We start from the raw sequence: 19,404 nt of genomic DNA, 5'->3' as shown, positions 1-19,404 counted from the left end.
GTTTCACTGTACAACGAACCTATGCTTGACATACCAGCAACAACTATCCCATTTTTAGCGGCTTACGCGGAGACTCATTTCCGGTTTTTCCCCCTTTTTCCCAGTGTGCTCTATAAGAGAGAACCAGAGATAGTTTTCGACCTGCCCAGAAGGCTAAATCCGGGGGAAGATCTTCCCATTTCGTTATTAACCAACGACATACATCGTTTTCCAATAGAACCGGACATTGTTTCAGTTACCATCTCAGAGAGATCACACAAGCCTTTGCTGTTTAAATTCAATGACTTACAGCAATTTGAGATAGACCACCCCCTTAAAAAGCAACTCCGCGCTTTTGTCATGACCATTTCCAGAGAGAAACTTCCGGAGGGAGAGTTTTTTGTAAATGCCACAGTCACATACAGGAAAGGTCGCTCTGTAAAAACGGTTCTCAATGACAACTTCTTTGCCTCATCCAAACTTCCATTTACCTGCTATAATTCATCTAACCCCCTGCCCTGCAGTGACTTATGTATCTACGGTGACCTGCACATGCACTCCATGTACTCCCAAAGCCATGTTGAGTTCGGGCCCCCGTTAAGAGTCATCGATCTTATGGCCTCAGCCTCAGGTCTCTCATTTGCAGGAATCACAGATCATTCTTACGATCTTGCTTGCAGTATATCCGATTATCTTAAGCAGGATCAATCACTTACGAGATGGAAATCTCTCAGCGAAGATTTTAAAGAAAGATTTATAACCACCATGCTTCAGGGAGAGGAAATTACCTGCCTTAACAGCAGGAATCAGGCAGTCCATCTCGGTGCCCTGGGCCTCAGAGAATATATCCCGGGCGCCATCGATGGAGGGCGCAGGAAGAGCAGAGAGTTATTCAAGCAACTCACGATTTCACAAGCAGTTGATGAGGTACACAGGCAGGGAGGAATCTGTTTCGCAGCACACCCCGGGGCAAGGTCCGGTCTGCTCCAGCAGATCTTTCTCCACCGCGGCATCTGGTCAATAAAAGACTGTGAAACAGATCTGGATGCCTTCCAGGCCTACAACAGCGGATACTATGGCTCCTGGGATAGAGGTAAAGAGTTATGGATCAAAATGTTACAGTCAGGCAGACGAATTCCGCTCCTGGCCGGTAACGATGCTCATGGTGACTTTAACCGCTACCGGGCTATTGCGGCCCCATTCCTGCGTATCTATGAGAATTCAGAAAGGTTTATGGGTTGCGGGAAAACCGGACTGTACACCACAGAAAGCTCAGAAGCTTCCATTATTAATTGCATAAGAAACGGAAAGACCTTTGTCAGCACAGGTCCTTATATATCAATAAATTACAGCTCATTACCCGGCAGTCACGCCATCTCCAGCAGAAACATAGATTCCTCCACCAGAGAGTTATACGTACATGCTGTAAGTAACCCTGAGTTCGGACAACTGATTGAGATCAAAGTCCTGGCCTGTTCCGCTGGTTCCACCTCAGAACGAGTAATATTCTCAAGGTCCTGTCAACCCGGAACTTACGAATTCAATGAATCCTTCTCTGTCCAGGACTCTTACAAGCCCGGCTACATCCGCACAGAGGTAACGAGCAAAGGTAATCCTCTCCACCGCCAAGCCTTCTCAAGTCCATGTTTTTTACAATAATAACAAGCTTTTTCCCTTCAGAGGAGCTCCAGTGAATTTAGTGATTTCACCTATGTCATTTCGATGAGTCCCGAGGAGGAATCTTTAAAAAAAACAGGCGGAACTGCCACAGTTACTGGCAATTCCGCCTTCAGGAGCATTGGAGCAAATTACTATAAAATCACGAGTTGTGCATGAAGAGCACCAGCTTCTTTGATTGCCTGCAGAATCGAGATAACATCCCTGGATGACACACCGAGAGAATTCAGAGCCTGCGCCAAGTCAGAAACCGTTGTTGTTCCATCCAGTACAACCATCTCCATATCTTTTTCTTCCACAACAACTTCCGGATTAGGAACCTCTACAGTCTGACCCATACTGAATGGCCGCGGCTGGATTACTTCCGGGATATTGACCACTTCCACTTTTACTCCGCCATGGGTCACCGCCACCTCAGATATCTTCACTTCCCCACCAGCCACAATAGTTCCGGTGCGTTCATTTATTACCACTCTTGCTGCCTTGGCAACCTCAAATGAGAGATTCTCCACCCGTGAGATAAATTCAACCACATCGATGTAATTCCTTATCGAATCCTGAGTTAAGAGCCTGTAATCAAGTAAAACCGTAGCCGCATCAACCGCCCTGGCAAGCGGAAGATTCGATGTTCTGTTGAACTCGCGGTTAATCGTCTGTGCAAGAGATAATGCAGATGTGAAATCCGGATTTGACAACGACAGCGACAGATCCCTCCCATCCAAGGCATTAAACACATACTCCCTCTGAACTATTGCTCCACCCGGTATTCTGCCCACAAGTACATGATTCTTTTTGATATGGGTCAGCCCACGGTCCCGTATATCATACCCGCCGGTTGCCAGCGGCCCCTGAGCCGAAGCGTAAATCTGCCCGTCCGGGCCCTGTATTGGGGTAAGTATCAATGTTCCACCTTCAAGGCTCGTGGCATCACCCATCGATGAAACCGTTATGTCAAAGCGAGTCCCTTTGCGCTTAAAGGGAGTCAACGTTCCTGTCACCATTACTGCTGCCACATTACGTACCCTCATGTGCTTCTCAGGAAGCTCTATCCCCATGTTTTTCAACATGTTACTGATTGTTTGCTCAGTAAAAATTGTCTGATTGCGGTCCCCTGTCCCTGCCAAACCTACCACTAAACCGTAACCAAACAACTGAATATCCTCAAGTCCGGTCAATGATGCGACATCCTTGACCCGAACCGCCTGCTGTGCACTCAATGAACTCACTGCCGCCAGAATCAGTAAAACGCCCAATGCTCTTCTCATACTGCCTTCCTTGTTTATGATGCTTCCCCGTTTACTCGATGCAATCCTTTAATTCTGAATTCCGTAACAGTCTACTAAAAGATCCAGTTCAGAAACCTCGCGATCAGTCCAGGTCTTCTCCCTGTGTTTGCCTCACCTTTTCCGGCATAGGTAATCTGTGCATCAGCTATGCTGGATGAGTAAACTATATTGTTCTGCAAAATATCCTGAGGTCTGACTATGCCGTTGATCTTGATAATCTCTTTTTCATCATTGATCTCAACTACTTTGCTGCCTTCAATGACCAGATTACCATTGTCCATGACCTTGAGAACTCTGGCGGAAATTGTAGCCTCCAGCGTCCCCGCCCTTGATGTCCCACCACGACCATCAAACCCTACCCTCGTCCCTCCAGACATCCCCACATTCGGAATAAAACTGAGAGCACCTGTTCCGCTTCCCTGCGCTCCAACTTCATTCTGTTTGCTGGTTTCAGTTTTACTCTCACTTCCAGCCTTAGCAGATTCCACAATCAGAATGGTCAGTAAGTCATCCACTTTCATTGCACGCTGATCTGAGTAAAGGTTTTGAATTGGAGCAGCATATACTGCGTAACTCATTACCACAGTTAAAAATAACGCAACTTTAATCATCTTCCGGATCATATTAGATCGCCTCCTTGTGGTATACTGACTTTTCCTTTGCCCCTGATCACTACTCTGATCAGTTTATTGGTAGCCGCGTTCTCAACCCAGATCCTCTCTCCAATCCCTCCAGGTTCCCTCGCGACTCCCATGACCGACAATCGCACTCTACCCTTGTCATACATAATCTGGACCTGATCACCCTTCTCTACCACCGGAATTGATTGTACCAGGCGGTTGTGGATGATAGTTCCAGGAGCAATCGTTCTGGCCGCACGCATTCCCTTAAGCTGATCAGGAGAACTAAAGGGTACCGGCGCAAAACGTGTAATATCAACATTTTTCAGTTCACAGTTTTCAACAGAGAGTTCCTGTCTGCGGGATATTTCAACTGAGGAAACCAGAACAGGAACACTTACTCTGATTTTGCATGTGATTTTGATCTTGCTTCTCTGCCCCCCCTGCTCAGAGGTTAACTGCAGTTGAGTACTCCCTTTGGAATATCCGTTTTCAAGACCACTCAGAAAGACTTTTTTTGGTTTTCTCAGGGTTTTCCAGGAGACTTCCGGGTTTTCTATCTCAAAGCTCCAGCAGCCTTCCGGCCACATCAAGACACTGTCCAGATAGCTTTTTATGGCCTCGGAAAACTCCCCGATCCTGTTTTCGACAAAATCGGTACGCACCACTATTCTTCGGTTCCCGGAAACCCGGAAGTCCACCCCTTGAAACTCAGATCTGAGCCTGTAATTTACCAGATCCTCTGTGTTGACCAACCTTGAATAACCCGCAGGAGCAGCTCCCCCAACCGGGTATTTGCGGATCCGATCATTCAACTTGCTGTCAGGGGATGTGATATCGGCTATATCATCAAGACGGATCAGAGTATCATTCACCAAAACCGAATCAGAAAAAGAGAGGTTTACTACAGAAGCAACAGCCCCACTCTGAACCGCAGCCAGAGACAGGCAAGCCATCAGAAGAATCTTACCAGAAAAAAAAGAAGGTTTTCTGCCGGCCAGTAAATTCATTCTTATCTCTTGAGGTTATTAGCTACCTGCATCATATCTTCAGCAACTGTAATCGCCTTGGAAACAATCTCAAAAGCACGCTGGGCTGTAATCATATTGACCATTTCATCAACGATTTTCACATTTGATGCCTCTACATAGTTTTGAGCAATAGTTCCAGTACCCTCTTCCCCGGGTAGACTTACTATCGGCTCACCACTGGCATCTGTTTCTATATAGAGATTTCCTCCAAGTGATTTCAGTCCTGAGGGGTTTATGAAACGAACCAGCTCCAGCTGCCCGATCTCGGTATGATTAACTTCACCCTGGAGTACAACCGAGATTCTGCCATCCTGGGAAACGCTGAGGTTAGTCGCTCCCTCGGGAACAGTGATCCCGGGAGAGAGAAAAAAGCCGGAAGATGTTACTATGGTACCATCACTGGAGAGCTTAAAAGATCCATCGCGGGTATACGCAGTCCCACCATCAGGAAGTTCGATTTGAAAGAAGCCTTCTCCCTGAATTGCCCAGTCAAGCGGATTCTCTGTTCCGTTTAGAGATCCCTGCTCAAAAACTCTCTGTGTGCCGGCAGATCTTACACCAAGCCCCACCTCTATCCCCGCAGGTGCCATTCCACCTTCAAAATTTCTCACACCAGGTTCGCGAATACTCTGATACATCAAATCCTGGAACTCAAGTCTTGATCTCTTGTAACCATTTGTGTTCACGTTAGATAGATTATGGGAAATTGTATCCATGTAAAGTTGCTGCGCTTCCATCCCCGTTGCCGCTGTCATCATGCATCTGATCATAGGTAACCTCTTGAAATTAAACTGGTTCAGGACAATCTACCGACCTGATTCACTGCCTTCTCCAGTGTCTCATCCTGAGCATGGAGAGCCTTCTGATCCGCTTCAAAATTTCTGTACGCAGAGATCATCTGAACCATGTTTTTTATGATATCTACATTAGAATTCTCAAGATAACCCTGCCTTAGAGAGTAACCGGGACTCTGAATTTCAGGGCTGTTGGGCGAAAGCGGACGCATCCGCCCCTCACCCATACGCTCCATCTTGTAGGGTCTGGGGAAATCCGCTATCTTTATGACTCCCTTGCTCTCACCGTTCTGAATCACTTCCCCTTTTTCCGATATATGGACAGGCAGGTTTCTCTCAACTCTGATATACCCTTCCGTACCCATAACCCTGGATCCATCAGAAGTAGCCATAAAACCATCCGGATCGAGACTGAAGTTACCATTTCTGGTGTACTGAACTCCCTCTGGGGTCATAATGGTGAAAAATCCGGAGCCCTTTATGAACAGATCCAGAGTATTATTGGTCTGCCTCATCGTACCTTCGGAGTGATCGATGTAGACCTCATCTGCTTTGATTTCCCGGTTTGCAAAAGGCTGAAGAAGATCGTTTGAGAGATATTTCTGATAGGTCTTTACGAAAAGACCACTCTGCTTGTACCCGGTTGTATTGATATTTGCCAGATTATTAGCAACCTGGTCCTGCTTCTGCATCAATGACACCATGCCCATCGATGCCGTGTAGATCCCTTGTATCATAGAACGCTCCTGAAAAACACATGCTCCGGCGGGAATGATATGCATATTTCATGCCAGAAATGCCTTTTTTCTAACTCTTTGTCATTCAGCTAAATACAGATGAGTCACTATTAACCTCAGAAAAAAAACTGCTACTTTTTTACCCCTGTCATGGAAGATTTTGCCCGGAATCCATTTATTTAAAGCTAACTGACAATCCTCCGGTAATCATTGCAAAGATAAATGGATAATGATATTTTGGATAAGAAAACAGCCGGAAAAGTAAAGGAAAATCCCGTGAGCGCGATAAGTTTAGAGGAATTAAAAAAGAGATGGGATGACCAGGGTTCAATGCCCCCTTCAGAAATACCCGCACTGGTAGATACCCTCAGTAAAAAACAACCCTATTTACTGGCTTACCTGATGGCATCCGGAAATGACATTTTCAATGAGGATGAGCGTGAAGCACTGCTTTTCATGGGGGTTATGATCTGGAAAATCGCTGAGGACTCTAAATCTCTGCCCCGGATTTCAGGTAATTTACTTGAAAAGTGGGAGAAGAAAAACATTGAGATGATGGAATACTTGGCAGGAGAACCGGAATCCGAATTCACGGATACCGTAGAAAAAATCATGGGTAACTATTCTCAATCAGAATTGCTCAGGTTCATAATCGAAAAGCTGATGGAGGAACCGGAAAAAGGAGTTGAATTACGGGAAGACACCATTGGAATGATCGTTTTATACCTGAAAACGATCATCGACTGCATAGATACTGTACAAAAAAAGGTAAAATTAGCATAACTTACCTATTTTCAACGACTTAATTGCCAATTTCAAAATTATCATTATCACTCTCTGTACTACCCCGTCTTTTCACGTTTTTCCGGCCTCTGATACACAGCAAAAACCTCTTGTTTTTCTAATGATTCAGTGCCCGTATTTGTACCCTGAATAAATGGCGGTTTTCCATTTCAATCGATGAAAATTTCGCATATCATCAACCTAACTGATTGATTTTTAACTCAAATTAAGCAAAGAAAAAGTTTCCTGATAAATGCAAAGTATGCAGAACCAGATTGTCCCGGATTCTATTCCGGTTTCACTCTTTTGAGTGTAAGAAACCAACCACCCAGAGTTAAGAAAAGAGATAGAACTGTGAAGATCAATAATGTGGATCTGGAAAAGGAGGTTATCATGGTACTCTTCACTCTGGAGGTAAAATATGGATCGGATTTCCCGGCAGCATTCAGGACCCAGTTCCTTAAGGAATCAGGCCACATCACCGGTATATTTACAACTTTTTGGGCAACCTCTTTATCGATTCCCAGGATCAACTCTGAGGAACTGTGTGATCTGTTTTCTTTGAGGAACTCAGGATAGAACGTCTCCAGCAACAGACACTCTCCAGCAGACTTGGAGTAGTCCCGATAATACTCTCCATTTTCACCCTTAAAATCGTTGGTCAGGTAGAATTCGCGCTGAAACAGATGTCTCCTTGCCTCATCATTATAGTACTTTCGAACTCTCAGAGGAACATCTTCGCCCCTGTTCACCTTTTCTATCTGCTCCTGAGTCAAGGATGTGTAAAAACGACCGGATTCTGTTTCATAAAGAAAACCAAACCCATGGATTAAATACAGAAAAGCAGAAGTGCTTAAAATGCAGATGACCAGACCGGAGAAAATCAGATTCCAATTGAGCCTTGAGATCTTCCACGAGGGGAATCCTTCTGATACAGCCCAGTAAAGTGAAAGTCCAAGGCCACCAGAAAAGAGATTAGTGAGGCTGTCCCTGATCTCTCCTACCCTGTTGGAAATCAGACCCTGAATCGCCTCATCGCCAAGCCCTGCCAGGTACACAACCAATACAGACAGCAAATAGGCACTCGGATTTCTGATACGGATGCTTATCGCACTCATCAACAGAATTCCAAGAAACCCATACTCGATGAAGTGGATCTTCTCAACAGCAAAAGGCAATGTGTTAAGATACAGAACAGTTGAAATCAGTATACCTGCCAGGGTAAGCAGCCGAAAGGTGAGCTTCTTTCCGCTGAAATTTCTTGCCATAACAGAAAAAGCCCATCCTGCACCCAGCGCCAGAAACAGGTATATATAATTGAAGACACCGCCACCAAACCGCTCAGTCAAAGAAATTCGAACCTTGGGTACAATCGAAATGGTACTGTAAATCACGCCAATGTAGATCAGAATAAAGATCCAAAGCAGGGATTCAGGAGTCAGCAGCGGTCTGTGGTTTTCTGTCTTCGAAAGCATCAATTTGGCCTTAAAATACAGCTGTAAAAACCCTTTTACCTTAAAATAGATCACTCCCAGTCAAATTCCATAAACCCAAAAAATTATTCAGGTCCAGGCAGAGATAAGCCTGAACAGAAAACTTGTCGAGTCTTCAGTGCAAATACTATTTATCCTGAGGTCACAACAGAAACGATGATAAAAGTCTCAAAGATCGATCTGCGTCTCCATTTTAAATCCTTCTTATAATGAAACTTAATTGCCTGTTCTTCTCCTTACTGCTCTCCTTGATATACTGTTCCCCCGCTACAAGGTCATTCAGCTTTACCTTCTGTAATGATGTTCATCTGGGCTGCAGCACCAATGACCCTGATCTGTTTTCAAAAGCCTTGCGCCAGATCGAATCTGAGAAATCAGATTTTGTTGTTATTGCAGGAGATCTGACCTGTAATGGAACGATGGAAGAGTTCAGCAAAATGGACTCTCTTCTGAGCAGATCCAGAAAAAAATTCCGGCTTCTTCCAGGTAACCATGATATCGATTGCAACAATGAAGGGAAAAAGAACTATCTCTCAAAATTCAGTGACATGGCCTCCAGCTACTTGTTTATTCATAAAAATGTCTGTTTCATGATGCTGGATCTCAGTGACTGCGGAAGGGCTCATGTAAAAATCGACTCCACTCATATAGAATGGATTACTTCATCATTAAAGGATGTGGACCCCAGGATTCCAATTGTGATCATAACTCACTTTCCCCTCAATCCGAACACCCCAAAATTCTCTGTTGAGGGAACTGCAGACTTCCTCTCTGCCCTGGAGAACAGAAGTCTTCTGTGTTTCTTATCAGGCCACTACCATGGTCACTTCAGCGACTCCATAAATGGTGTTCCTTACCTCACAAATGTGAGTCTTATGCCTAATGTTGAGAATTTCAGTAATGACCCGGGAAAAGGATATCTGCAGGTATTGATAAGAGACCAGAAAATCATAACGGAGTTCAGGGAGATAGCTTATTGAGTTCGGGGTCGGTATCGGCCTCGGAATCGATTCCGTTTCTGATTCTGTTTTCGATACCGATACCGATGCCGATTAAGAGAAGGTTATAAACCCGAAAGAACATGCCACTGGTAAGGATAACACCTGATGACATTCTCAAGTGTTGATGAAATCATCTTTACCACATCATCAAACCCCATATGCCCCTCAATTTTGCGACAAAAAAGTTTCAACAAGCCATCATCTTTCACACAATATGCAACATATAAAGGGATATTCTTTTGCAAAGCATAATCTACCAGATTCAGAGGCAAAAAAACCCTTCTTCCAAATAACCAGGTGTTTATTCCTCTTCCCCCTGCCCCGACACTTCTGTCACACACCACACCCAGCGGTTTTCCTTCTTTTAACACCTGCAGAATCTTCCTTGGATTATCATGCGGGAGAGTGTTAATGTGATGACGGCGCCTGCGGGATGAAAAGTAATCAGCAAGAAACTGCGGCCTGAGCCTCTCTGCAATCACATTGAAATTCTCCCCCAGACTGGGGAAAAGAGCATTGCCGAATACTTCGAAGTTTCCCAGATGAAAAGTGAGACCCAGAAAGCATTTTTCTCTGGGAGGAAAATCCGGGCCGCAGATTACTTTTTTTGACTCCATCCAGAAAGACTCAATCACCGGCAGTTCCGCCCAGTACCTTCCGTACTCTGCAAAAACTCTTAACACTTCAGTCCATGATGGAGATCTGTTAAGAATAAAAGTCAGGTTTTTCCTGACAGCACGACGTTTTGCTCCCAGAAACGAAAAAGCCACAAAAGAGAATGCATCGGTCAAAAGATAACGCAGTGAAATCGGCAGCACTGATGAAAAATCAAGCAGCTTGAGAAGCAGAAGCTTGAACACACCGCTTAGATATTCAGCCTGTCTGACGATCATAGCATCTCTCCGGGCTGATCTGACCGGTTATTCCGGAGTAAATTGTTTCAATTTTGTCAACTATGCTGTTCCATGAGTATTTTCTGGCCTCGAACCTGTTTCTCTCAGAAAACCTGCGGCGCAGATCCTCGGACTCAAGCAAATTAGCGATATTGATCGCTATCTCCTGAGGAGACTCAGAATTGACCAGAAAACCATTCACATTCTGACGCACAATTCTGCTATAGCCCTCATTATTTCCCGCAACTACAGGAAGCCCCGCAGCCATAGCCTCAACCAGTACAATACCAAAACTCTCACCGTATGTAGCCGGAGAACAGAACAGATGAGCAGTGTTGTAATAACGGGGAAGCTCATCAACCGATACTTCTCCTGTAAATATTACTTTATCGATGGCTTCAGACGGAACCCTGCTCTTGTAGTAAGGTGTCAACACCCCGTTGCCAACCACAAGCAGACGAAACTTTTTTGAAGTATGATTCTGTATATAGGGAATACTCCTAAGAAGTCTTGTAAGCCCCTTTCGCGGCTCGAGACGACCCACAAAGAGAATATTCAATACTCCATCATCAAATCTGCCGATTTTCTCCTTAACAGTGGAAAAACGTTCTATATCGACACCATTTGGAATGACAGCGAATGGGCCGGGAAGAACCGGCTGGATAAAATCTTTGGATGCAGCAGAAACAGCGATGCGATAGTCAAAGCAATCGGAGAACCTTCGGAAGAAGAAACCAAGCCTGTGGACAAGAAACCTTTCAGAACCACCACCGCAGGCATGAAAAGTACCCACTACAGCAGGTACCGGTCGGTTTTCATTCCGAAGGTTGATTATACATCTGAGAAAAGTCAATCCAAGAACACAGAAAAGGGGTTGATGCAGATGCACAACATCGAACTGCTCATCAGCAAGAATGCGGTTTACAGTCTCTTTTCCCCTGGTAAGAACAGGTACCTTCACAACTGATCCGTTCAGAAGCAGGGGAACAGGCCTGCCGATACGAATCAGGTCCCTGCAGTCCTGAAGAACCCCGCTGCCATCAAAGGGCGTGATCAGCTTTACCTCATGCCCCCGCGCCTTCAACTCTTTATACTGATGGTAAACATGCTCTGTGATACCACCATACCAGGGATAAAAGTAAGAGGAAACAATTCCAATTTTCATAGTATCGCATTCCTGCCTGTAAGTGCGTTTTTTCCCTCTGTTCCGTGCATAACCTTTGATCGTCTTGTGAAAAACGCTTCCTGCAGCAGACTGAACCCACCGCCGATTATTACCGGAACCCCCTGAATGAGCTGAAATATGATGGAAAAAGTGAGTGCCTCAGGCTTTGCAATAGAAAAAAGGGATAATGCCAGTATGCTGAAAACCTGAAAGGTACCAATATTCCCAGGTGCAAGGGGGATAGTTATTCCCAGGTTGATTATCAGTAGAACAATGCCTGAGGCAGCCATATCGATCTTTATGCCCAAAGCCGCGGCAGTAAGACGCACCATCACAATCTGCACAACCCAGGAAAGAAATGATAAAGACAGAATCTTGACAACATCAGAAACATTGTGCAGGGCTTTTGTACCTGCCAGGAAACGATCAAATGCCCGGCTTATAGAATTTGCAAATTCAGGAGAAATTCTTCTCAGAACCGTTTCCAATGAGGACAGCACTACATCTCTTTTTCGGAACATGATAAATAGACCCGCCACAGCCATCATGATCAGAAGCCCTAAAGCCACTGTACGCCTCTGGAATAGAAGAGGTAGAGAGATAAACATGGCCATGCCAGCCATGATAAGCAACAGACTTGTAACCTCAAAAACTCTCTGAATAAGCACTGCTGAAACTGCAGAGATCTTACTCACATCCTCTCTCCTGCCGAGAGAATACCCCTGAGCCACATCACCAAGCTTAAAAGGAAGAAAAAGATTGGAGAAAACCCCAATGAGATAGCTGGAAAAAGCATGCCCGATTGGAACCGGCTTGATCGGGTTCACGATAAATTTCCAGACATAGGCCCTGACAAGCAGGTTAAGCGTTGTAAGCACCAAAACCCCCAATGTCATCAATAGATCAATTCTACTGAGAATAAGAGCTACCTCACCGAAATCAACCCCCTTAACTGACCAGGCAATCGCCGCACCAATCCCCAGAATCCCCGCAATTATCTTTACCGGATATTTCATCAGAATCTGCTTATCCAGAAATCATCATAGTCAGCTTCCACAAACGAGCGGGTATTGTCCGCATCAGACATTATCGCTATAGCCTCCACATCTGGTGGTTCAGATCCGAATAATTTGATGTAATCCTCTTTCACATTTACCTTCTCGTTAACCCAGCTCCCCAGCAGACCCTCTCCACTGCGCAGCACCTTGATCTTCGCCCTGCCATTAAACGGGCTTTCTGTAACCGTTCCCTCCGGAAGAGAACTGCTCCAGACATATTTGATTATTCTGTTTAAACGTAAAGTGCCCCTGAAAATCACATATACCCCCGCCCCACTGTCCGAGATCCCTTTTACATCCTCCCTTGCACCCGAAGGCAGCCGATGAATTCTCCATTTCCAGCAGAGAAACGGATATTCCGAAATATCACCCCTGAATTTACATCCAATAGTGGTGTTTCCTCCCTTTGTCCTGATCTTTACATAATGATTCCCGTCGGATTTCTGCACCGAAAACATCTCTACCGTCCTCTGGGTCGGATACCAGCCGCAAGGAAGCCCGTTTTTTTGGGAGATACAACCAGAAAAAGTATCGATAACAAATACATCCCTGACCTCTTCACCCATCACCCTGAACGATACCAGCAGACATAAAAGGATCAACAATACAGATCTCATTCCCAACCTTCCCGAACCATTTAGAAAAAGAGGAAAAAGCCTTACTTGATATACTGCCACTGTCTTCTCTTGGGAGAGCAACAGGCATGCCAGGCAGAGAAGTCAACTGTTTCCCTTTACAGTCTTCAGGTTTATCCTTCTGCTGATCAACACCCTGCCCCTCTCTGCACCTATCCCTCTCCCCCTGTATTCCGGCTTGTACCCCTCAACCGTGAGATACCTCTGGTTCTCGATGAAACGATACCCGATCTGCATCGGAGGAAAAGGACGATCAGAGATAAACACTTCAAGAATTTCACTGCCGAAGGGAGGCTGGACTGTGAAAATATCGGGAAACTGCACAGTCTTACCCACCCTCGATACATCGAGGTAATAATTCTGGTAGATCAGATCCGGAATCACCACAGTTCCATCTGAGAGAGTCTGCAAAAAAAGCAGATAACAGGGTCTGTTAACCCTCACAAATGCCGACAACTCCTCTCCACCCCTAAGCACCAGGTCTCCCTTACCCCTGTCTGTCCAGAATAATAGTTCCAGCTTTTCTCCAGATTCATCAAAGTCTCTCCTGACAAGCAGATCACGCTTTATCAATGCTTCCACCGAAGCAACCACACCATTGTCATTCAGATCTATGACTTCTGCCCTGCAACTGATACCCTCTCCTTTATCGATACACGAGCAGAGAACCGCCATCTCAGCACCGGTCTGCCTTCCTCTTATTGTCACTTCGTCAATACCAGACACGCAGACATCTTCACCTGCTCCGGCAGAAACCATCACTCCCCCGTAAAGAAGTCTCTCCCTGATACTTTTCGCCAGATTTTCCCCCGGTAAAGTGCACCCGGCCCTACCATCGGAAAACACCATCACCTTTCCCGCAATCTCAACCCTGCTTCTCAGATCTCTTACAAGTTTCCAGGAAAGCATCTCCAGGTTTTCCGGAGACTGTTCAAAAAAACTCTGCACTTCATCTTTTGCAGATACGATCAGAGCACTGTCTGAAAGAGCACTCTTCACACCCCACAGATAAAGCAAAAATTTCCGGGTCTGAAGAGTGTCAACCAGTTTTTCACAGTCTGAATACAGCCGTGCAGCTTCGCTATTTTTCCCCATCTGTAAGACTTTTCGGGCAGTCTTCAGATTTGAAGAGAGTCTATTAAGACCCCTGCGCAGAAAAATCTCATTTGTCTTCTTAAGATGCTCCCTCTCTACCCAGGAAAACGCCATCACCCTCCCGGCATTAACATCATGGTAATAACGGGTCTGCAACCCTGAAACCTCAAGCACTCCTCCAACACTGCTCACAGACAGATACCCGTTTCTGCTCTCTCCTGAAATCTCTTTCACCACAAGCTTCTGGAAGGAATTGATCTTTACACTTGTTTTTTCGAGAATTGCTATCTGAGACATTCGCCTCGCAGCCTCAAAAGCCCTTCCAGGATCACCCTTTACATCAGATATGCCAAATCCTGTCACAAACCTCTCCTCAGGAAACTCTGCACTCTCCCCCGACCTCCTCACCCACTCAGGAACCCCGACAGCATAACAGCAGTAAACCTGCATCAGGATTACCCAGAAAGCCTTCCACTTCACCATATCCCTGTACCCCTGCTGTTTGTGACTGCAAACGGGAAATCAGACATCCCGGGAGACTTGCAGGCAAGCGGGGTCTGTTTCCCACCGGTCAATTCTTTCACTCGACCGCTTACATAGAGTTCTATCATCCCTGCACTTATAATCCCGTTACGGTTGTAATCTGCTTTCCCTCTCAGAGCCTCAAGAAGAGCCCTGGAGAATGCTCCGTTTTTCCATAATGGGTCCTCTCTGGAGATCTGTGAAGCAGTCGATGAACTGAAAATGTATATGCCGGGTCTGGCAGAGAAAAGCTCATCTGAAGCCTGTCTAATATCGATGGGTAAAGCTCTGGCCCCGGGAATCACAGCACCGGAATAACAGGCATCGAGAAACAGAAGCTTTTTTCCACCGATCTTTTCACTGCAGTGCTTCAGTTCAGAGAAGGGAATACATGTGCGGCGCAGCCTTGATGTATCACCATCGAATGGTACGAAATATGCCCTGCGATCCTGACCATAAAAACCATGACCTGCCAGAAAAATCATGGTTACATCAGAAGGCTCCGCCTCTCTGCTCAGTTTCTGAAATCCTTCTATAATCGATTCTCTTGTGGCAGAGCTGTCGGAGAGCACCTTTATATTTACATCACGGTAAAGCCCTCCTTTCTGCCTGAAAAGCTCCATTGACATATCGACAGCATCCTTAGATGCATACAAAAGGCAAAGCGCCGGATCGCGATAATTTGAAACACCCACAAGGAGTGCATGAAGACGCGGCTTTTTCCACTCTTTCCCTGTACTTTCCCGCAGATAACTGAAAAGAGACAGATTACCAGTCCATACCTCTCTGCCCCCTGTAAAAGCCCTGACTAAAATGAAATTGTATCCTGGATCAAGTTGTACGTGGACATATCTTACAGATCTCTCTTTCCTGGGAAGAATTCCCCTGAATATTGTCGGACGGGAAATACCATTTACTTCCACACTTATGGAAGTAACCGGACCAGTACCAGTATCCTCACTTCTAAGGGCAAGAACAGCAATGGTATCCCGTATAGTGTCACAATCAGCAGGACTTAATATGCGTATATTTGCTTTTTTCGATTTTTCAACCGATAAAATTCCCTGTTTGTCTCTGTTTATCTTCTCTACACCAAGCACTCTCTCCTGAAAAGAAAACTCACCCCTGAATGCCCAGCAGAGGAGATTTTCTCCACCCTCCGATGTCACCCAGCGCCCCTCAGGTGTCCACATTGCCCATTCCCGGAAATCTTTCCGGATAAAAAGAGAAAGCCTCTCCATTCCACTCTTTAAATCAATCCAGCGGATAGTCCCATCAGCCAGCGCAGCCGCACACGCCTCCTTCCCGGCCGCAAGAGCCAAGACCGGACAACCCAAAGGAAGATTCCATAATATTTTTCCTCTCTCATTACAGCAGTAAAGAGTATTTCCGATCCCTACAAGAATAAGTGAATCCGCTTCTACAGAAGAAAAGATCTTCCCCTTCTTCTGTAAATTCAAGGGCACCATTATTTCCCGTCTGTTTCTTCTCTTTTCCCTTTCAAGAAAATCAGCTCTGATAAGAACCCCCTCCACAATTGAAAAAAGAAGAGGCGGCAAGCCCTTAAACTCCAGTGTGATCCTGGAATCATCACAACTTAAAGCAAAGGAACCAGGAACAAGGCCGGAAAAGTCAAGGATGATATTATCGATGAAAAACAGCTCTTTTCCCTCATTGTCATACCCGACAATTCCCTTTCTACCCCCTGCAACTATTGACCCGTTACCGGATAACTTCAAATCGTAAGCAGAAATCTCCCTTACATGTTGACTTTTCCACTTACTCTCCTCTGACCATGTTATCATATAAGAGTGAGCACCCGAGCAAAACGCCTTCAGTTCTGTGTCTTCTTCCCAGTCCAGAACCACAGTTCCTGTAAGTTGAATCGAATCTTTAATTTCCATTGTAAATGCATCCAGAACCACTATCCCGCCTCTTCCTTCATATCCAACGCCGATAAGAGCTGCATCGGGTGAAAATGCCACGGAACAGGGGACCTTACCCGGGGCAGAATAGTATATCCCCTCTTCCATATATTCACCATTGTAAACAACAATTTCTCCTGTTGACCATGCAGCCACGATCTTTCCGGATACACTGAAATCGAGACTGAAAACACTTCCGCTGAACCCGGACAGACGCTTTATTTCAGCACCAGAACCGGTATTAAAAACCGCTATCCCGCCCCCGTTTCCCATACCTGCTGCGAGAAGTCTTCCATCCGGTGAGAACTCCAGATCACATACCACTCCCGGAAGCTCAGTTCTCCACAGAGATTTCCCGCTTGCGACAGTAAAGAGTTCCAAAGTACTCCAGGCCACTTCCGGTTTCGGCCCGCTCAAAGCCACTGCACCAATCAAGCCATCGGGAGAGATAGTACAGGAGTAAAGCATTTTACCGGGAGCAAAAAGAGGTGGAAAAAATGATTTAACATGATTTCCAATACTGTCCCAGAGACAAACTGTTCCATCCGGTGAACCGGAAAGTATCATCCCGGTCTGTGATGACACCCCTAAACGGGTAACTGATCCTCTGTGAGCGGGGATATTCAGTTTCAGGACTGGATTAGGGAGAACACTCCAGCAAAGAAGAAAACAGAGAAAAGCATACCTGAAAACCTGCATAAGGAGAAAACTCTTTTGCGAAGCTATCAATTCTATTTTGTAAAATGTATAATCGCAAAGATCGTACCTGAGGAATCACGCTGTCTGAAGCTGAATAAACCACAAAGGGGTACAGAAAAAGTGGCTCAATGTGTTAAGGTACATCGGTATTTCTTCTGTTTTCTTTCTCCACCCTCCTCTCAAGTTCCCTGTAGGCTCGTGTTGCCTTGAAGGAGGTATAGTCTCTTAACTTCTGATCGATAATGTCCTTAAGCTGCTCAGCCGAAACAACAACCAGTACCTTGGCAGAATAGAGATCCTGCTTCTCCTGCCTGACCATCGATTTGGCAATTTTTGAGCCACTGATCTCAAGTGTAGAGAAAATTTCCATAACCTGGTTATACTCTCCAGATGCCTGGCCCTGAAGCGCCTCCTGGTAGTCCTTCTGAAGCACCTCGATCTGGCTTTTAAACTCCCGGGAGAGTTCGGCACGTGCCTGCAGAGTGGCTTTATTGATAGCAATGGATTCATCGGGACCTGTCGATATTCCCACTGCGTAAAGCGAATTGGAGTATTTACCGTTGATAAGCCGCTGGATCTCATCGGGAACAGGATCGGAATAACCCTTTCTGCTACTTTGAGTACATCCGTTCATTAAAACTGCAGCCAGGAAAAACAAGACCACTAACCGGATCATAATTCCTCCGTTATTTATATATTCTCATGAGATCCACTACCTTTTTAAGATATGCCCTCGTTTCATAGCTGGGAAGATTGTTTATCAGATGGGCATAGACAATGTCGGGACTCTTAAAGCTGTTTATGATTTTAACGGCACTCTCGAGCTCTCTTTTCCCTGTAAAGGCCCATGCCACGTTACCGGGTCCGGTATTAAAGCCTGCAATGGAGCAGTAGAGATTGTTGGTGGTATCTATTACACCACCGAAGTGACGGCTTTTCAACAGATAAATATAAGCACAGCCCAGCTCCAGGTTTTTTTCAGGATCGTAGAGGATATCCGGTGACGGGATTCCCTCTTTTTTATAAACAAACTCGAATGCATCTTTACCCCCCGTTTCCGGTACAAGCTGCATAAGCCCCAGAGCATTGCTCGATGAGCGCGCCAGAGGATTAAAGAGAGACTCGGTGTGAACAGTAGCCATCACGTGGGAAATGGAAAGATTATACTTTGAGCAGTATTTTTCGATTAAGGGAAAGTATCGCCTTGCTCTTCTGCGTACATGATCAGGAACAAGCTCAAACTGCACTGAGATCTTTTTTCTCTGGGGTGTAATCATGAGATCTGCTTTCTGGGTGACGATGTCTGCAAAGCGATCGACAGAAGAGTCACACTCTTTACCGGAGAGAGGAATCAGTTCATGCAGAAGAGGTTCTCTCCGGGTGGAGTCCTCCTGGACTTCAGCTTTCCAGGTGATTATATCTTTGACAGCTGAGGATAACTTTGACGAAAGCACATTGAGTGCATCCTCCTCTCTTCCCAGGACCTCCACTTTTACTACACCCCGTTCGAAGTCAACTATCCCCCTGGAATTCCTGTCTTTACCATAGTGAACCCAGCATTTTCTTGAGGACTCAATAAACTCTCCCCACCTCTGTTCTATGTCATCTTTAAACTCCTGGTAATTTTTCTCCTGCAGGTTTTTCCATTTTCTGTACTCTTGCTGATTCATGATAGTGAATTCCCGCAAAGCATCGTTTTCTTTTTTATTGGATATTTTCTGTTCATTAATGAACGAGTCGATATCAGAGTATCCCGTTGCACCGAAGGGGAGAGAAAGGGATAGTATTAGGATGCATCGGGTTGTTTGCACGTTTGCCTCTGGGGGGAATTGGGGCGCAAGAATTGCGCCAAGGCCGGGGACGGACTACTTTTTTTCTCTTTTGGGGGACAGACTACTTTTTTACTAATGTTACCCTAACAGAATAAAAACAGTCTGTCCCCTAGCCCACATGGTACAAATTTTGCAGCATTATTCCCCCTAAACCCTAACGGAGGAACTAATATGCCCAG

At 45.5% G+C, this 19,404-nt stretch carries 17 protein-coding genes; 3 read left to right on the top strand and 14 right to left on the bottom strand.

Going from position 1 to position 19,404, the window contains the following annotated elements; genetic code table 11:
* Window positions 1-21 precede the first annotated feature (21 nt).
* Entirely contained in the window at window positions 22-1,638 is a 1,617-nt protein-coding gene (locus GX089_12970) for a CehA/McbA family metallohydrolase (protein NLP03402.1), read from the top strand.
* Between the two features lie 152 nt (window positions 1,639-1,790).
* Here the strand turns inward: GX089_12970 and GX089_12965 are convergent, their stop codons facing one another.
* The 5 genes from GX089_12965 to flgF form a co-directional block, all read right to left on the bottom strand.
* Window positions 1,791-2,921, bottom strand: coding sequence for a flagellar basal body P-ring protein FlgI (locus tag GX089_12965; GenBank protein NLP03401.1), 1,131 nt, complete (start codon window positions 2,919-2,921; stop codon window positions 1,791-1,793).
* Window positions 2,922-2,995: 74 nt separating this feature from the next.
* Window positions 2,996-3,565: a flagellar basal body L-ring protein FlgH gene (locus GX089_12960; protein NLP03400.1), complete on the bottom strand. Its 570-nt coding sequence runs from the start codon at window positions 3,563-3,565 to the stop codon at window positions 2,996-2,998.
* Window positions 3,562-4,572 (bottom strand): flagellar basal body P-ring formation protein FlgA, encoded by a 1,011-nt coding sequence (flgA, locus tag GX089_12955; GenBank protein NLP03399.1) that lies wholly within the window; start codon window positions 4,570-4,572, stop codon window positions 3,562-3,564. The genes GX089_12960 and flgA overlap by 4 nt, the downstream gene beginning before the upstream one ends.
* A 2-nt stretch (window positions 4,573-4,574) precedes the next feature.
* A complete protein-coding gene (flgG, locus tag GX089_12950; GenBank protein NLP03398.1) occupies window positions 4,575-5,363 on the bottom strand; it encodes a flagellar basal-body rod protein FlgG in 789 nt (262 codons plus the stop codon).
* Window positions 5,364-5,389: 26 nt separating this feature from the next.
* A complete protein-coding gene (gene flgF, locus GX089_12945; protein ID NLP03397.1) occupies window positions 5,390-6,124 on the bottom strand; it encodes a flagellar basal-body rod protein FlgF in 735 nt (244 codons plus the stop codon).
* 237 nt (window positions 6,125-6,361) lie between these two features.
* Here flgF and GX089_12940 point away from each other — a divergent pair, with 237 nt between their 5' ends.
* Window positions 6,362-6,907 carry a hypothetical protein gene (locus GX089_12940; GenBank protein ID NLP03396.1) on the top strand — a complete coding sequence of 182 codons (546 nt, stop codon included), beginning with the start codon at window positions 6,362-6,364 and terminating at the stop codon, window positions 6,905-6,907.
* A gap of 287 nt (window positions 6,908-7,194) precedes the next feature.
* Here GX089_12940 and GX089_12935 read toward each other — a convergent pair whose 3' ends face one another.
* Window positions 7,195-8,382: a VanZ family protein gene (locus GX089_12935; GenBank protein ID NLP03395.1), complete on the bottom strand. Its 1,188-nt coding sequence runs from the start codon at window positions 8,380-8,382 to the stop codon at window positions 7,195-7,197.
* Window positions 8,383-8,648: 266 nt separating this feature from the next.
* Here GX089_12935 and GX089_12930 point away from each other — a divergent pair, with 266 nt between their 5' ends.
* Window positions 8,649-9,380, top strand: coding sequence for a metallophosphoesterase (locus GX089_12930; GenBank protein NLP03394.1), 732 nt, complete (start codon window positions 8,649-8,651; stop codon window positions 9,378-9,380).
* A gap of 83 nt (window positions 9,381-9,463) precedes the next feature.
* On the opposite strand, the gene GX089_12925 is transcribed toward GX089_12930, so the two are convergent.
* From GX089_12925 to GX089_12890, 8 genes are all read right to left on the bottom strand, one after another.
* The gene (locus GX089_12925) at window positions 9,464-10,294 is read right to left on the bottom strand and encodes a hypothetical protein (protein ID NLP03393.1); all 831 of its coding nucleotides are present in this window, start codon (window positions 10,292-10,294) and stop codon (window positions 9,464-9,466) included.
* Window positions 10,275-11,459 carry a glycosyltransferase family 4 protein gene (locus tag GX089_12920; protein NLP03392.1) on the bottom strand — a complete coding sequence of 395 codons (1,185 nt, stop codon included), beginning with the start codon at window positions 11,457-11,459 and terminating at the stop codon, window positions 10,275-10,277. Before GX089_12920 ends, GX089_12925 begins: the two co-directional genes overlap by 20 nt.
* Entirely contained in the window at window positions 11,456-12,475 is a 1,020-nt protein-coding gene (locus tag GX089_12915; protein ID NLP03391.1) for a flippase-like domain-containing protein, read from the bottom strand. Before GX089_12915 ends, GX089_12920 begins: the two co-directional genes overlap by 4 nt.
* Window positions 12,475-13,134, bottom strand: a complete 660-nt coding sequence (locus GX089_12910) for a DUF3047 domain-containing protein (protein NLP03390.1) — start codon at window positions 13,132-13,134, stop codon at window positions 12,475-12,477. Before GX089_12910 ends, GX089_12915 begins: the two co-directional genes overlap by 1 nt.
* A 102-nt stretch (window positions 13,135-13,236) precedes the next feature.
* The gene (locus GX089_12905) at window positions 13,237-14,730 is read right to left on the bottom strand and encodes a DUF4384 domain-containing protein (GenBank protein ID NLP03389.1); all 1,494 of its coding nucleotides are present in this window, start codon (window positions 14,728-14,730) and stop codon (window positions 13,237-13,239) included.
* Entirely contained in the window at window positions 14,724-17,393 is a 2,670-nt protein-coding gene (locus GX089_12900; GenBank protein ID NLP03388.1) for a hypothetical protein, read from the bottom strand. Before GX089_12900 ends, GX089_12905 begins: the two co-directional genes overlap by 7 nt.
* Window positions 17,394-17,526: 133 nt before the next feature.
* Window positions 17,527-18,069, bottom strand: coding sequence for a hypothetical protein (locus GX089_12895; GenBank protein ID NLP03387.1), 543 nt, complete (start codon window positions 18,067-18,069; stop codon window positions 17,527-17,529).
* Between the two features lie 10 nt (window positions 18,070-18,079).
* On the bottom strand, window positions 18,080-19,063 hold the full coding sequence (locus GX089_12890; GenBank protein NLP03386.1) for a DUF3393 domain-containing protein: 984 nt from the start codon (window positions 19,061-19,063) through the stop codon (window positions 18,080-18,082).
* Between the last annotated feature and the right edge of the window lie 341 nt (window positions 19,064-19,404).

Source organism: Fibrobacter sp., assembly GCA_012523595.1.
Classification (GTDB): Bacteria; Fibrobacterota; Chitinivibrionia; order Chitinivibrionales; family Chitinispirillaceae; genus JAAYIG01.
Note: the sequence above shows the minus strand (reverse complement) of the source record. Positions and strands in the feature narration are given on the sequence as shown.

Excerpts from the sequence above, each read along its gene's own strand:
- GX089_12960 (NLP03400.1), bottom strand. The coding sequence starts at position 3,565 with ATGATCCGGAAGATGATTAAAGTTGCGTTATTTTTAACTGTGGTAATG.
- flgG (NLP03398.1), bottom strand. The coding sequence starts at position 5,363 with ATGATCAGATGCATGATGACAGCGGCAACGGGGATGGAAGCGCAGCAA.
- GX089_12970 (NLP03402.1), top strand. The coding sequence starts at position 22 with ATGCTTGACATACCAGCAACAACTATCCCATTTTTAGCGGCTTACGCG.
- GX089_12900 (NLP03388.1), bottom strand. The coding sequence starts at position 17,393 with ATGCAGGTTTTCAGGTATGCTTTTCTCTGTTTTCTTCTTTGCTGGAGT.
- GX089_12925 (NLP03393.1), bottom strand. The coding sequence starts at position 10,294 with ATGATCGTCAGACAGGCTGAATATCTAAGCGGTGTGTTCAAGCTTCTG.
- GX089_12910 (NLP03390.1), bottom strand. The coding sequence starts at position 13,134 with ATGAGATCTGTATTGTTGATCCTTTTATGTCTGCTGGTATCGTTCAGG.
- GX089_12890 (NLP03386.1), bottom strand. The coding sequence starts at position 19,063 with ATGAATCAGCAAGAGTACAGAAAATGGAAAAACCTGCAGGAGAAAAAT.
- GX089_12965 (NLP03401.1), bottom strand. The coding sequence starts at position 2,921 with ATGAGAAGAGCATTGGGCGTTTTACTGATTCTGGCGGCAGTGAGTTCA.
- flgA (NLP03399.1), bottom strand. The coding sequence starts at position 4,572 with ATGAATTTACTGGCCGGCAGAAAACCTTCTTTTTTTTCTGGTAAGATT.
- GX089_12935 (NLP03395.1), bottom strand. The coding sequence starts at position 8,382 with ATGCTTTCGAAGACAGAAAACCACAGACCGCTGCTGACTCCTGAATCC.
- GX089_12915 (NLP03391.1), bottom strand. The coding sequence starts at position 12,475 with ATGAAATATCCGGTAAAGATAATTGCGGGGATTCTGGGGATTGGTGCG.
- flgF (NLP03397.1), bottom strand. The coding sequence starts at position 6,124 with ATGATACAAGGGATCTACACGGCATCGATGGGCATGGTGTCATTGATG.
- GX089_12905 (NLP03389.1), bottom strand. The coding sequence starts at position 14,730 with ATGGTGAAGTGGAAGGCTTTCTGGGTAATCCTGATGCAGGTTTACTGC.
- GX089_12895 (NLP03387.1), bottom strand. The coding sequence starts at position 18,069 with ATGATCCGGTTAGTGGTCTTGTTTTTCCTGGCTGCAGTTTTAATGAAC.
- GX089_12920 (NLP03392.1), bottom strand. The coding sequence starts at position 11,459 with ATGAAAATTGGAATTGTTTCCTCTTACTTTTATCCCTGGTATGGTGGT.